The 14,275-nt window shown below is 57.1% G+C and carries 12 protein-coding genes and 1 pseudogene; 6 read left to right on the top strand and 7 right to left on the bottom strand.

Annotated features, from left to right (window positions below):
• Positions 1-10: 10 nt before the first annotated feature.
• On the top strand, positions 11-577 hold the full coding sequence (locus WNY61_RS19515) for a hypothetical protein (RefSeq protein ID WP_342853103.1): 567 nt from the start codon (positions 11-13) through the stop codon (positions 575-577).
• A 25-nt stretch (positions 578-602) separates the two neighbouring features.
• Here WNY61_RS19515 and WNY61_RS19510 read toward each other — a convergent pair whose 3' ends face one another.
• Complete coding sequence (locus WNY61_RS19510; protein WP_342853102.1) at positions 603-1,625, bottom strand: AraC family transcriptional regulator; 1,023 nt, start codon at positions 1,623-1,625, stop codon at positions 603-605.
• A gap of 835 nt (positions 1,626-2,460) precedes the next feature.
• Here WNY61_RS19510 and WNY61_RS19505 point away from each other — a divergent pair.
• The 3 genes from WNY61_RS19505 (at position 2,461) to WNY61_RS19495 (ending at position 5,769) form a co-directional block, all read left to right on the top strand.
• Positions 2,461-3,852, top strand: a complete 1,392-nt coding sequence (locus WNY61_RS19505; protein WP_342853101.1) for an MATE family efflux transporter — start codon at positions 2,461-2,463, stop codon at positions 3,850-3,852.
• Positions 3,849-4,280, top strand: coding sequence for a glyoxalase superfamily protein (locus WNY61_RS19500; RefSeq protein ID WP_342853100.1), 432 nt, complete (start codon positions 3,849-3,851; stop codon positions 4,278-4,280). The genes WNY61_RS19505 and WNY61_RS19500 overlap by 4 nt, the downstream gene beginning before the upstream one ends.
• A 694-nt stretch (positions 4,281-4,974) precedes the next feature.
• Positions 4,975-5,769, top strand: coding sequence for an SDR family oxidoreductase (locus tag WNY61_RS19495; RefSeq protein ID WP_342853099.1), 795 nt, complete (start codon positions 4,975-4,977; stop codon positions 5,767-5,769).
• Positions 5,770-6,193: 424 nt separating this feature from the next.
• Here the strand turns inward: WNY61_RS19495 and WNY61_RS19490 are convergent, their stop codons facing one another.
• The gene (locus WNY61_RS19490) at positions 6,194-7,096 is read right to left on the bottom strand and encodes a LysR family transcriptional regulator (RefSeq protein ID WP_342853098.1); all 903 of its coding nucleotides are present in this window, start codon (positions 7,094-7,096) and stop codon (positions 6,194-6,196) included.
• A gap of 99 nt (positions 7,097-7,195) precedes the next feature.
• On the opposite strand from WNY61_RS19490, the gene WNY61_RS19485 reads away from it, so the two are divergent.
• Positions 7,196-8,107: an epimerase gene (locus WNY61_RS19485; RefSeq protein ID WP_342853097.1), complete on the top strand. Its 912-nt coding sequence runs from the start codon at positions 7,196-7,198 to the stop codon at positions 8,105-8,107.
• Between the two features lie 45 nt (positions 8,108-8,152).
• Here WNY61_RS19485 and WNY61_RS19480 read toward each other — a convergent pair whose 3' ends face one another.
• From WNY61_RS19480 to WNY61_RS19460, 5 genes and pseudogenes are all read right to left on the bottom strand, one after another.
• A complete protein-coding gene (locus tag WNY61_RS19480; protein ID WP_342853096.1) occupies positions 8,153-8,509 on the bottom strand; it encodes a hypothetical protein in 357 nt (118 codons plus the stop codon).
• 252 nt (positions 8,510-8,761) lie between these two features.
• Positions 8,762-8,908 (bottom strand): annotated as a pseudogene (locus WNY61_RS19475) (integrase core domain-containing protein); the annotation flags it as partial.
• 17 nt (positions 8,909-8,925) lie between these two features.
• Positions 8,926-9,603, bottom strand: coding sequence for an AroM family protein (locus WNY61_RS19470; protein WP_342853095.1), 678 nt, complete (start codon positions 9,601-9,603; stop codon positions 8,926-8,928).
• Positions 9,600-11,156: a hydantoinase/oxoprolinase family protein gene (locus tag WNY61_RS19465; RefSeq protein ID WP_342853094.1), complete on the bottom strand. Its 1,557-nt coding sequence runs from the start codon at positions 11,154-11,156 to the stop codon at positions 9,600-9,602. Before WNY61_RS19465 ends, WNY61_RS19470 begins: the two co-directional genes overlap by 4 nt.
• A complete protein-coding gene (locus WNY61_RS19460) occupies positions 11,153-12,274 on the bottom strand; it encodes a DUF917 domain-containing protein (RefSeq protein ID WP_342853093.1) in 1,122 nt (373 codons plus the stop codon). The genes WNY61_RS19465 and WNY61_RS19460 overlap by 4 nt, the downstream gene beginning before the upstream one ends.
• Before the next feature lie 381 nt (positions 12,275-12,655).
• On the opposite strand from WNY61_RS19460, the gene WNY61_RS19455 reads away from it, so the two are divergent.
• The gene (locus WNY61_RS19455; RefSeq protein WP_342853092.1) at positions 12,656-14,233 is read left to right on the top strand and encodes an ABC transporter substrate-binding protein; all 1,578 of its coding nucleotides are present in this window, start codon (positions 12,656-12,658) and stop codon (positions 14,231-14,233) included.
• Positions 14,234-14,275: the final 42 nt, after the last annotated feature.

Genomic DNA, 14,275 nt, shown 5'->3' with positions numbered 1-14,275 from the left:
GACTTTCCAAATGCTACCTCATCTCAACCCGTTCATCCGTTTGGTCGCGCAGGCGGCTTTAGTTTTCACACCCCTCGCATCAATCGCCCAAGAGACTGACCGTCAGGTGATCTCGCCCACAAGTATCGCAGTCCAAACGGAAACCGGACAGCAAATCCCTGCAGGCGCTTACGGAGTTGTCCAAATTGAATCCCCACGCGTTGCAAACCTTTTACAGCTGCGAGGTGTCATGGGTCGCGGCACCGCCATCATACGAAATCACGATCACCACGATTGTCAAAGCCTGCAGTTGCGGTTCGTCGCGGGGGATTTTGGGGGCGACAGCGTCTCGGCTCGCGCGGCACAGCCAATTCGTCTGATCCTTCAGTCCGCCCGCGTTTCAAGTGCGCTGGCGCGCGGTGAAGACGTCGTAAGCGACATGTACGTTATCAGCAGTCAAATGAACGATTCCGACGCGGATATCATCATTGAAAGCGGATTGAGTGAAAGCCACGGCTTCGTGCTTAACCCGGGAACCTCCGTTGTTGCGGACGTATTCGGTTCCACGACAAGCCGCTTGAGCTGCTCAGAATTGTAATGTCAGACAGGCAGGGCGGATGCCGTTAGGTGTCTTCTCTGCCAGACCGAAACTGCGATGGCGTCCGCCCCGTGATCCGGCGAAATTCGGTGTTGAAACTTGATTTACTGACGAACCCGGCGTCAAACATCACCTCTGTGATCGGCAGCTCGGTACCGCGTAGAGCATCCTGCGCATGACGAACACGAAAGCCATTTATGTAGCGAGAAAAGTTTTCACCCGTTATTCGATTAATCGCGGTTGAGACATCGCGGACCGGTACCGATAGCCGTCGTGCGACTCGCGCAAGTGTAAGGTTGCTGTCTGTGTAGACATGTTTGTCATTCATGAACGCATCGAGTGTGGCCATCATTGCGCGGTCGCTGTCAGTGGGGTCTTCCGAGTTGATCGCGCTGCCCTTCGCAGGCCGCAGCAACATCGGAGCACCGACAAGGGCAACTACAAAGATGAATGCCGTAAAAACACCTGATATTCCGGTCAAAAATCTCAGGACAAAGGCATCCCCTGACAACACGCTGGCGGCCACAATCAAAATGTCGGAGGCAACCATCATACCGAGCAAGAAGATTGTGGCATAAACTGCCGCCCGCAAGATACGCAACGCGTGCGGAGCAACATGGAAGAAGTCATCCGAGTTGCAGGGCAACAGCCGTGCCACACGAAAAAGGTAGAGACTGGTAATGCTCAAGACGAACACATCTGCCGACGCTGGGATGTCTGAGATGATCGCGATTTGGGCAAGACCAACTGGAACTCCATTCACAAGGAGCGATTTTTGCCACTCGGTTCCATCGTTTTGGGTCAGTGCGGAAAAACCGAGGTAGGCTGACGGAGCGACCATCACTGCAATCAACGGCTGAAGTTGCGCGGCCCACGTGGCGCTGAATGAAAGTCGAAGCCCCAGTAGCAAGCCAATGGCGGCCAAGGTCAGCAAAAACGCGCAAAGGAAGAATCGCGCGGGAAAAGGTATGCGAGTGTCTTGCGACAATGCAAACGCGGCGATTGAAGTCAAAACACTGACAATCCATGCGAGGGGCAGAGAGGTCATCATGCTTCCTGATTTTGTTGGAGCGATCCAAATGGCCGCTCAATGACGCTTCTTTGATAAACTCGATTAGGTCAACTGTCACGCTGGCTTGGGAATGAACAACAAGCGTTCCAAAACTCTGGTTCACGCCCGTTGGTTGGCTTCTCCAGCTGCGTATCGCCGAGGCATCCGCTTTGAATCAGAACGGCGATATCACCCTTGCGTACTCAAGGGGAACGTCCTTTTTTCAGATAAGACGCACTTTAAATGACTCGGTCTCGCAGAGGGGCCGGTCGCGGCAAAGTTTTCGAAGTCGATTTGCCCGCCCCCTAACTCCGGAGATGCCCTGTGACACAGAAAATCTGAACTGGGTTCGAACCGGACCTTGGCTGCGTAATGAACCAATTTCCGCATGGCGGGACGAAGCAGGCACTGCCGTCGGCTTGGTATGCGACCACATCTCTATACTAAATCGCGAGCGAACAGCCCTTTGGCGGGACCTGGCCTTCTTCTGCGGCCGCGATGCGACCGGCCAGCTTCATTGTGAGCTGACATTCAGATGATATTGAGCCGGATATTGTTTTGCACGGCCGCAAGGCGATTCGGAGCCCAATTTATGGATTTTCTGCATCGCGGCGACTGTGAGTTTCCGCAATTTCAGATGCTTATTCACCACTTGACAACAGAAAAATTTCAGATTAACCGATAATCAGGCTGTAGACGCCTGCCTCCCGCTGACGTTTGTCTTGGTTAAGTTCTACGACGCAAATCTCTATCTACCTCTTTCCGCATATCGCGCGGATGGTAATGCGGGTTCCATCTCAAACTGCGCGATCTGGCAAGAGAGATAAGGGAAATGACAGATACACCTCCCAATACATTCACCGATGGGCCGCTTGGCACCATTTACTTGAAAACCGCGCTTCCGATCATTTTCGTAATGGGGATGAACGGCCTGCTGTCCGTTGCGGATGCTTTGTTTCTTGGCATTTACGTGGGCCCTGACGCGTTGGCGGCCGTCACGCTGATGTTCCCGATCTACATGCTGATCGTGGCTCTTTCCACGCTTGTGGCGAACGGCATGTCAAGCCTCTTGGCGCGATCGCTTGGCGCTGGTGACTTGGACGGCGCACGTGCCACTTTCGCTGGAGCACACGGATTGGCCCTTGTTTTGGGTGCTATCCTGATCGTGTTGTTCATCCTCTTTGGTCAGCCGGTCGCCTTGTTGACCGCTGGAGGGTCAGAGACATTGGCACAGATGGGGTTAGTCTACCTGCAAATCACGGTGTTCTTCTCACCGTTGTTGTTCGTGTTGTCGGTGAACTCCGATGCGCTGCGCAATGAAGGGCAGGTGGGCTTCATGGCCGCGATGAGCCTGCTGGTGTCGATTTTAAACATCGGCTTTAACTATGTCCTTATCGCCATTCTGGAAATGGGCGTTGCCGGATCAGCCTATGGGACTGCGGCAGCCCAAGCGTTGGCCTTCGTAATCATTCTTACCTTCCGAATGATTGGCAAAACGTCGCTGCGCCCCGCAACCCTGCTGTCCCATTCTGTGCGCGGAAAATGGGGGCGGATACTCGCACTGGGTGCACCACAAAGCCTGGGCTTCATCGGTCTGTCGCTCGGGTCGGCGGCGATCATCACTGCGCTGCAATGGGTTGGTCGCCCGGGCTACGCTGACACCATTACCGCCTATGGAATCATCACACGGGTCATCACCTTTGCCTTCCTGCCGCTCTTGGGGCTGTCGTTCGCGATGCAAACGATCACGGGTAACAACTATGGTGCAGCCCTTTGGCAAAGGTCGGATGCGAGCCTGCGCATGGCGCTTTGCGTTGCGTTTGTTTACTGCGCCCTAGTGCAGATCGTCGTGATGAGCATACCCAATCAGATTGCGGGGGCGTTTGTAGACGACAGGGCGGTCATCGCAGAGGTCGGACGCATCTTACCCATCATGACCTGTGTTTTCTTCCTGATGGGACCGTTGATGATGATCGCGGCCTACTTTCAGGCGATCGGGTCCGCTGGCAAGGCCGCTCTTTTGGGGCTGACAAAACCTTACGCCTTGGCCATCCCGTTGATGTTCCTATTGCCCGTTTGGTTTGGTGAAATTGGCATCTGGTATGCAGGCCCCATGGCCGAAATGTTGATGTTGGGTCTCACTTCTGTGGTGCTATGGCACTCAGCCCAGGACAAAGCGCTAAAATGGGGTATTTTCCACATCGAAGAAGGAGCTGCGTCATGAACACGCAACTTCCGTCAGCCGCGCAAGCCAAAGGTGAAGCGCAGCTTTTGCGCGCAAAGATGGCCAAGGACGGGACACCGATTGGTCATGCCAAGTCTCTCGAATTAGTCGCCCACCAACATGGGTTCCGCGATTGGAACACGATGTTTGCAGCTATCGGAAACGGGCCGCCAAAGGACTGGGCCATCGGTGATAAGGTCAGCGGAACGTACCTATCGCAACCGTTTACGGCGCATGTGGTATCAATTTCATGCATGCAACCAGGATGGTTCCGGTTGGAGTTGCATTTGGAGGAGGCCGTTGACGTTGTCACATCCGAGGGCTTCTCAAACTACCGCTCGCGCATTCGTGGTGTGGTTGGTCCCAAAGGGCATTCAATTGAACGGACAAGCGACGGGAAGGCGCATCTTCAAATCGATCTATGGTGACGGTTACATTCGGTTCAATACTCTATGCGTCCCTCATTGCAGCGATGGGTGCAGCGGCAAACGGTTTCGAGACGCCGTCGATGGTATTGCTGATCCCCGGTGCCGTATTTGAAATCATGTTCGGCCTTACTCTCGCGCTGCGCGGCCGAAGGATTATTTCACGGTCGCTCAGAAATAAAGGAACGTAACGATGAATGGATTCAAGCGGCTTGGTGTACGGGGAAAATCCTTATGGCAAAAGCCAGCAACCCCTGTGGTTTTTGGTGTTGTAGCAGGGCTAATGATTGGCGCCGGTGCGCACAGTGTAGAACTTGGCATAGTGCTAGCTATCGCAGTGGGCGCAGCTGGATATTGGGAGAGCAGAGAGAAATAGAAACTAGAATAGCTGCATTTTCGCTAAGGTTGGAAAGCGTGTGACGGTAGATTAGAAGCCTGAAAGGTTTAACCAAGGGCATGTTTTGGGTGAAACAGCTAGACGTCCCGGAACCGGTTCACGAGCGGACAATTGGACGAAACTGACGGATGGTGGCATCAGCTAACTTGACCGCTTGAGCCTTGTTTCCTATTAAATCTCGAAGCGAAGAGGAGTGAACGACGATGGACAAATGCAACCGGTAACCCGCCCTTAGGGCGAAACTGCACTCCGGACAAATGAAGCTCGGATTCCATCGAATTTTAACTTTACGGAACTTTCATGCCCAGATTACAGAACAAGACCGCCCTCGTAACCGGGGGAGCCCGAGGCATTGGTGCTGCTATCGCCAGCGCCTTCCGCGATGAAGGGGCAGACGTGATCCTGACAGACATCAACGCCGAGACCGGACAAGCCGTAGCCGATAAGATCGGCGCCACCTTCGCCCGCCTCGACGTGGCATCTGAAGCTGATTGGGATTCGGTAGCTGAGCGCTTTTCCGTCCTTGATGTGCTGGTGAACAACGCTGGCATCACAGGGTTTGAAGGGCCATTCGACGGTGCGCCACCCGCTCATGATCCAGAAAACGCTTCCTTGGCGGACTGGCGCGCTGTCCATGCGGTGAACAATGACGGCACATTCCTCGGCTGCCGCTATGCTATCCGTGCAATGCGGGCGAAGGGTGCGGGAAGTATCATCAACATCTCTTCCCGCTCCGGCCTCGTCGGCATTCCGATGGCCGCAGCCTATGCCGCCTCGAAAGCTGCGATCCGCAACCACACGAAATCGGTCGCGCTTTACTGTGCCGGACAGGGCCTCGCGATCCGTTGCAATTCGATCCATCCTGCAGCAATCATGACGCCGATGTGGGAACCGATGCTGGGCGATGGTCCGGACCGGGCAGAGCGCGAGGCTGCGATGGTAGCAGACACTCCTATGCGGCGGTTTGGTGAAACGAATGAGGTCGCAGCCCTTGCCGTGATGCTCGCGTCAGACGAAGCGGCCTACATGACAGGCACTGAACTAACAATTGATGGCGGTATCCTCGCCGGTTCCGCTGCCACGCCAGGTGGGTAATCTGCCAGTAGAGCGGATATTCTATCGTCCGTACCCATTCCTACATTGCGGACATTTAATAGCGCGCAGCGAGTGCCCGCAGACTTGAGTTATGGGAGATAAAATGCTGCACCATTTACGAACGGTTGAAATGGTGGGCCGCACCGCAGTGTGATGACTCAGGGGGCAATGGCTAGTTTGGTCCGTTCGCAACAGGTGAGCAAGGACGGCAGGGAGCCCTCATTCGCTGCATGCGCGAGCCAACAATGCATCAACGGCGGGAGCTGACATTCAGATAAATGCGAAACTGGGAATTTATCTGCAGTGCAAAAGGCGGCTCAGAGTCCTGACCACCAATCTTCTGCAACGCGGCGAACCGCAGCTTTCGCGGGTTTGTCCTGGCAATGTTCAGATTTACAGTGCGTCTGAGTGTTAGGCATGTTGATCAGGCCTCAGTCTGTTTTGCCAATGCCTCTGATAAGTAGTCCCAAACCGCTCGAATCCGGGGGTTCGAATGCAAAGCCTGTGGTGCGGTCAGCCAAATCGGTAGAGCTTGCAATTGCATTTTCCCCTCCAGAATACGTTCCATCGTCGGATCGGCATCCCCGATAATCGTCTGTGCGCCACCCAACCCGCATCCTGCCCGAACGAGCTCCCAATGCACCGCTTGCTGATCACATCGCACTGCAAAAAAATCGCGTGTGGCTTCCAGTCCAAGGTCAGTCATCACGCGAATAATCAAGTCACTCTTGTCAAACCCGACAAAATCCAGACGCGCCGCGTCTTCCAGCGTTTCTGGCCGACCTATTCGATCCAGATAGGATTTGGCCGCATAGACCGCCATCGGCTGATCGCAGATATGTTTGGTGATCACATCCAACTGGGTTGGTCGATACATACGCACTGCTATATCGGCTTCTCGGAAGATGAGGTTCTCTGTTGTGTCAGATGGTACCAGATCGATCTGGATTTCCGGCATGGTCTGCCGCATGTCCGCAATAATCCTCGGCAAAATGAAATGCGAAGTCACCACGCTTGCAGTGATCCGTACGGTCCCGCTCAGGTTTCCGGCTTTGCCATCAGCGATCAGACGCACCCCGGTCGCAGCGCTTTGCATGTCTCGTGTCATGTCAGCGATTTCCAGCCCAGCGACCGTCGGTACCAAGCCCCGTGGTGCTCGAGTGAACAAATCAAATCCCAAAGCCAACTCTAGCTGCTTTACGTGCCGCCCAATAGTTGGTTGGCTCTGCCCCAGTTTGCGTGCCGCGCCAGACAGTGACCCAGTCTCAACCACGGCCGAAAACGACTGCAGCAACGTCCAGTCCAATGCGTTTACGTTCTTATCCATTCAATAATGAATAACATATGTAAGTTTTTGAGCAATTAATTTCCATATCTGAATATGTCATGTTCCAATCATCGCAACACAGATCAAAGGAAATTTCACATGTCCTCCTCCACTGTCCTGATCCTCGGCTCCTCTGGCAAAATCGGTGAGAATGCTGCTCGTGCCTTTACCAACGCCGGTTGGAACGTGCGCAATTATGATCGCAAATCCAACGACATGACCGCCGCCGCCCGTGGCGTTGATCTTATCGTGAATGGCTTGAACCCGCCCAACTATCATAACTGGGCCAAGACTATTCCAGAGATCACAAAACAGGTCATTGCTGCTGCCAAGGCCAGTGGCGCCACGGTCATCATCCCCGGCAATGTTTATAATTTTGGCGATACACCCGGCGTCTGGTCAGAAACCACGCCGCAACGCCCAAACACAGTCAAGGGCCGGGTCCGCGTCGAAATGGAAAATGCCTATCGTGCTTCGGGAGTGCAGACCATTGTGCTTCGGGCAGGCAACTTCATTGACCCCGACCGGGACGACGACATGATGGATATGCTGTATTTTCGCGCGATCAAAAAGGGGAAATTGACGGCTGCCGGACGCCCGGATGCGCTGCAAGCGATGTGCTATCTGCCCGACTGGGCCAAGGCTGCCGTTCAGCTTGCAGAAAAACGCGCTGAGCTTGCTAGGTTCGAAGACATTCCGTTTCCCGGACACAGCTTTAGCGTTCTCGAATTGCAGGACGCGCTGCAAAACCACCTTGGCCGCAGCATCAAGATCATGGGATTTCCATGGCGAATGTTTGCGATGCTTGCACCGTTCTGGGAACTCGCCCGCGAAATGAACGAAATGCGGTACTTGTGGAACACGTCGCATCAATTGTCCGGGGAGAAATTTAACCGGCTTCTGCCTGATTTCGTGCCAACTGACATGCGTCGCGTGATGCTCGCGTCACTACCTGACGATATGCGACCAAACATGATTGCGCTAGGCCCGTGTCATCCCTACGCCAGCTAAAGACCCAAATCCTGACTGCAGCGCGCGGGCCAGCCCTCCCCTTTCTCAAAAGCAGTCTTTCGTTCTGCGAAGATCAAGAAACACTTTGTCCCGCGCCTCGTTTGTCGGTCCCGGTTGCAGCGAAAAGACGGTTTGGATTTGGTCGGTTTTGACGTGGTTAAAGGCCCGGTTCGGTGAAATCCGCTGCATCGCCGAAAAAATGCTACTGCGATTGCGAAGAAATGCTGCGTAAGCAATAGCTGCATCAGCAAAAGGCGGCTGGGTCCCGCACACCGACGTTTCGCCCGGTAGAAATGCTGCACCATGCACCAATGGCCGCTTCGACGGACTGCACTGCAGCATGCTGAGGTGCTCGTGAAGGACAGCAATGGGCCGTTCCGTCCGGGGCAGCTTGTGCTGCAACTGCGAAGTCCTCCGCCCCTCGCGCGGTCATTTTGGGCTCAAACCTGCCGTTAGCTGCGCCGTTCACCAAGGGCAGCTTCGGGTCGGCCGCTACAGGTGTTTTTATATGGCAGCGGGGAAGACAGCTTAACACTTTCCTGGTTCGGCCAGAGCAGCGTGGTGTGAAACCGTATTGGTAATAGTGTTAAGCGATGCGTCGTTTGCAAAGGGTTTGAAAAGAGGTTTCCGCTGACCTGCTCCCCGATGAGTCCGCTAATTTCGGTTAGCTTTGTTCAGGTTTTGGCCCTCTTCTGACCGGTTAGCATATTCTGCTGGTGTCAGGCCAGCGAGGCTTGTGTGTGGGCGGTTATGGTTGAAGTCGGTGCGCCATGCCGCGATCAACTGGCGGGCATGGCGGAGGTTGTCGCACCGCTCGTTCAGAACCCGCCAAGTTCAGCCGCGAAACGGGCACTGACCGATACTGCCAATAGGCTCTGACAGCCATGGATGGTGCATGCAAGGTCGCGGGCGTGGCTCGTATAGCTGATACAGTCATGAACCACGAGATCGGGTGCATGTTCGGCCATCTCGCGCGCTGCTGCGGCGATAGTGTTGTCGTCTGCGTCCGGCGCCAGAGCCACGGTAACGCATTCGCGACCCGACCGCTCCCAGCGATTGCGGCATTCCGCGGCCTGCGCGGCCATCGGGATGAAAACGCCGAGCCGTCCTTTTCCTGGCAGGCAGCCATCGACCGCCCCGGCCATTAGGTCCGAGGCAAAATGCACGCCCGGCGTCGCCAATGTGGGGAACTTGCCGGTGCAGCAAACCACCGAGACCGCGGCGCCGATCTCGTTTAAGTCGGCAAGGCGCTGTGCCATGCCTTCGGTGACAGCGGCCTTGCTGATCAAGACCGACCGACCGTCGGGCAGCGTGGTGTAAAGCGTATCCGCGTCCCCAATCGGAGGGACGGCAGCGATGCCTGCGTCGTCCAGATGGTCCAGCGCACCCATGACGCGCAGCTCGGCCCGATCGCCGATCACCTGAGCGAACTGCGCCTGCAGCTCGGGGCGCGGCGACTGCCCTATTACCAGCAAGCCGACCAGCGAGCGAGTCACGCCGACACCGTGCCTTTCAGTGCGGCGGCATCTCCGACGACCCTCACCCGGGTGCGGATCGCCCGGCCTGGCAGGTAGGAAAGCGGCAGGTCCTCGACCTCGATTACCTTGATCGAATCCTTGTCGGCCCCGGCCTCGATCGCCGCGGCAATTGCATCGGCGCGCGCGGCGGCAATAGCATCGTCCCGCTCCATGTCGCGATAGATGCGATCGGTTTCGCCCGAAATCTGCGCCATCGCGGCACCGACCGCATTTGCGACGCCGTTGTGCTCGACATGCACGACCTTCGATATGCCGGGCATGGTTTCGGGAATCAGCATCGCACCGCCCCCGGCGGCCAGCAGTGGAATCTCGGTGGCGTCAGTCTTCATCCGGTCAACCGCCTCGGCGATTCGGTCGTGCATCACCGCCAATGCCCTGCTGACAAAATCTGCGGACAAGCCTGCGACGCGCGACTTGTCACCGATGTCGATCAGCCCCGCCGCGACGGCGATGTCGGTCGCGGTCACCTGCTCGCCGCCAAAGACCAGTGCCTCTTGCCCCAGCCGGTAGCCGACCGATTCCGGGCCCACGCTCAGTGGATCTCGCGTCACCTTTGTGCCACCGCCAAGTGCGACGGACAGAAGATCCGGCATTCGGAACAGCGTACGCACGCCGCCGACCTCGACCACGTTGTTCGCTTCTCGCGGGAAGCCGTTGACGAGGCAACCGACATCCGCGGTCGTGCCACCTACGTCGCAGACCACCGCGTCCTCAATCCCCGCCAACAACGCTGCGCCGCGCATCGAGTTGGTGGGACCGGACGCAAATGAGAACACAGGATATTCGCGCGCCGCGTCGGCTTTAACCACGGTGCCGTCGTTCTGGGTGATGAACAGCTGCGCCTCGATCCCGCTGTCTCTAACCGCATCGACAAAGGCGCGGGTCGTCTCGCGAGCCAACCCGATCAACGACGCGTTCATCAAAGCTACGTTCTCGCGTTCCAGCAGGCCGATCCGACCAAGTGTCGAGGACATGGTGACATGTACATCGGGCGCCTCGTTCCTGACGATTTCGGCGGCGCGTTCCTCGCATTCCGCGGTCAGCGGCGAGAATGTAGCTGAGATTGCGACCGCCGGAATGCCATCCGCAGCGATCTTGCGTGCGGCCTCGGCGACGGCGCGTTCATTCATTGGCACGAGCGGGCGGCCATCGTATTCGTGCCCGCCCTCGACCAAATAGACACCGCCATTGACCTTGGCGGCCAGATCGCGCGGCCAATCGCAGAATGGCACTAGGCTGGCCGAAGCCGGCAGCGCTACGCGGATCGCTGCGGCGCGGCCTAGATTGCGCCGCTCGACGACCGCATTGGTGAAATGGGTCGTCCCAATCATTACGGCGATGGTGTCCCGCGCTGCATCGCCCGCCTGCGCCAGCAGGTCGTTCAGCGCGGTGCGTACGCCCGATGTCACATCGGCGGTGGTGAACGTCTTAACCGATGCCAGCACCCGGTCGCCATCCAGAAGGGCCGCATCCGTGTTCGTGCCGCCGACGTCGATACCGATACGCTTCATGTCCATGACTCCTCAAAAACCGATTTGAAATCCAGATCGAACCCAAAGGCTCGAGGACCGACAGCCGCAATTCCCTGGTCGGTTAGGAACACGGCAGGTGCCGGCAGAGCCAGCACGCTGACCCGCTGGCCAAAGCGCAGGACATCGGTGCCGATCCCTTCGCCTGAAACGCTGTCGAGCAGACAGATCAGATCAGGTGTCATCACCACCGGTTCGCCATTCAGATAGGCGACCGAAAACTCATTCTGGAAATGCACGACCATCTCGTGACCTGCGAAATCGTGCAGTCCCTCGATCACCGCCTTGCCGCGCAGGAACCCTTCGGTGGCGCGTCTGTCAACATCGACGACCTTTCCCAGGAACATCCTCTTGCCGCTGGCAGCCGACAGAACCGCCTCGATCGGGTCGGTATGGGCGGCACGGGCCTCAATCACCCTGCTGCCAAGTGCGATGGCGTTTGACACGGAATATAGAACTCCGTGCTGCTTAATCTCGGCTCCGGTGCGGGGCGCCTTGCAAGTAGCGGCGACCGATCCGATTTCGGTGCAGGCCTTACGGCTGATCCGCTCCATCCAGCGCCAGGATGCGGCCCGCGGGATTATGATTTCGTTATCTCGGATATCGGCCATCGTCAGCGGATAGCAACGCAGGCCCGCCACCGCCACTGACGTCATCTGCGCCTCCGGATAGGCGCGGCCCATGGTGTCGGCATCAACGACTGGATAGCCCGTCAGCGCCGCTATCTGCATTGGATGCATGCCGTTGCCGCCGCCAATCTCGAGCGACATAATCGCGTCGAATTTGCGGCCCATGTGCTCTTCCATCATTCGCACGGGTTTCAACGCGAATTCTGGGTCCGCCAGCCGTTCCTGCCCGACCAGAGGGGCGCCCATGTTCGACACGACGGCGATCACCGCGTCATCGTCCAGCGTCATCGGATCGATCAACGTGACCTCGCGGCCCGCCTCGTAGAGGATACGCATGTTCAGCAGCTTGTGATACGGATCGCCGCCGCCGCCGGTGCCGAGGATCCAGGCACCGACTGCAAGCGCCTCGATGTCATCGGCGGACAGAATCCGGCTTGTCTGGCTGGGTGCCCTTTGGGTCTGAGTGGTCATCACGTGTCCTTTCGCACCGGGCCGCCCCGCGCGGACGCGCAAGGAGGTGCCGGCCTTCGGTTGGCCTTTGCCACTGATTACCTTCGTCCACCGGGTGGTTCGCAAATAGCAATTGCGTATGGATCCTATGCGCTGCGCCTATCCCGCAGTCCGGGCGCGACGACGGATCGGGCTGGGATGCCATCGCAGGCATCGAATCCACCCCGCAAGCCTAAATTCCCCGGCACGCACATAGTTTTCACAAATGTCCGATATCAGGAATCACTCTTTTTCCTCTGCTCCCGCATCTGAATTGATGGAAAGGCACAAAGCCTGTCCGTCAGAAAGATGGAGGCATTGCCACCGCCCGTTCCGGGCGGGGCGACAGCGGGGAGATGAACGATGAAATTCTGGAAGATAACTTCGGCACTGGCCCTATCGCTCGGGGTCGCATTGAGCGCCCCGGCCGGGGCTGTGGAGAAACGCGATGGCAAGTTCTGGATGGTTCTCGGCGGCCGCCAGCCTGTATCGCACGTAGATCCGGGTCAGGCTTATGACTACGCCGTCCGGATGATGACCCAGGCATTGTATGACGGCCTGGTCAAGTACTCGGGCGACCCGCCGAAGGTGGAACCGTGGCTTGCGACTGACTGGACCACGTCCAATGATGGGCTTGTCTGGACCTTCAACCTCGCCCCAGAGGCGAGGTTCAACAACGGTGATCCGGTAACGGCAGATGCGGTCGTCTACTCCTACCAGAGGGTGCTTAAGTTGAACGAAGGCGCTGCCTGGATGCTGTCTGACGTGCTAAGCGCGGAAAACATCAAGGCCTTAGACGAACATACCGTCGAATTCACGCTGGACCGGCCTTATGCCCCGTTCCTGTCCTTTCTGCCATGGTGGTTTATCGTCAACCCGGCCGAGGTCGAGAAGAATGTGACTGATGAGGATTACGGCAAGGCATGGCTTTCGGAAAATGCGGCTGGCTCCGGTCCTTACACGCTCGAGAAATTCGACCAAGGAACGGCCTACTGGCTCAAGCGAAACCCCGACTACTGGAAGGGCTTTCCCTATGATGACGAAAAGATGGGCGGAGTTATCTATCGGCTGATCCGCGAAACCTCGTCGCAGCGCGCGGCGCTGCTTTCAGGCGAGGCGGACATGGTGACCGACCTGACGCCGGAAGAGCTCGAGATCGTCGGCCAGCGGCCCGACATCAATGTGTCATCAACTCCGGCGCTGACGTCCTTTGGGATCAAGATGAATACCCAAGGGCAATACATGGCGGACATCAATCTGCGCAAGGCCGTCGCCTACGCGTTCGACTACGAAACGTTCGTGCAGGTTTATAACGGTAACGCGACGCTGCAGACATCGGCATTCACCGACGCGATCAAGGGCAAGGTCGATATCGATATGCCGCGCAAGGATATGGAAAAAGCCCGCGAATACCTGTCGAAATCGCAGTGGCCGGATGGTGGAATCACGCTGGAATACGTTTATGTCCAGGGTCTGGAACAACAGCGCCAGATGGGGCTCGCCCTACTGAACAGCCTGCGCGAGCTGAACATCGAGCTCGAGATGACACCGCTGACTTGGCCGAATATGGTTGCACGCGCGGCTGACGCGGGCGAAAGCCCTGATCTGATGAGTATTTTCACCACGCCGGTGTCGACCGACCCGGATGCGGTCGCGGTCCAGTATCATCCGTCCTCGCAGGGCAAATACTATGGCTCGCACTTCCTTGAGGACGACGAACTGATCGAGATGATCGAAAAAGCCCGCAAACTGTCCGATTGGGACGAACGCGCGCCGATCTATGCAGATATCCAGCAACGGATTGTGGACCTGCAGCCGGAGATTTTCGGTATGATGCGTCAGCGCATGTTCGCCTACAAAACCTACGTCAAGGGATACGAGGACAGCCCGATCCACATGACCAGCGAGGTGGATATCTACCCCCTCTATATCCAACCCTGACCCTTTCGGGGTGGGCAGAAAGGGCGCTGCTGAGTCGGCAGC

Origin of the sequence: Sulfitobacter sp. AS92, from assembly GCF_038900015.1 — a bacterium.
Classification (GTDB): Bacteria; Pseudomonadota; Alphaproteobacteria; order Rhodobacterales; family Rhodobacteraceae; genus Sulfitobacter.
Note: the sequence above shows the minus strand (reverse complement) of the source record. Positions and strands in the feature narration are given on the sequence as shown.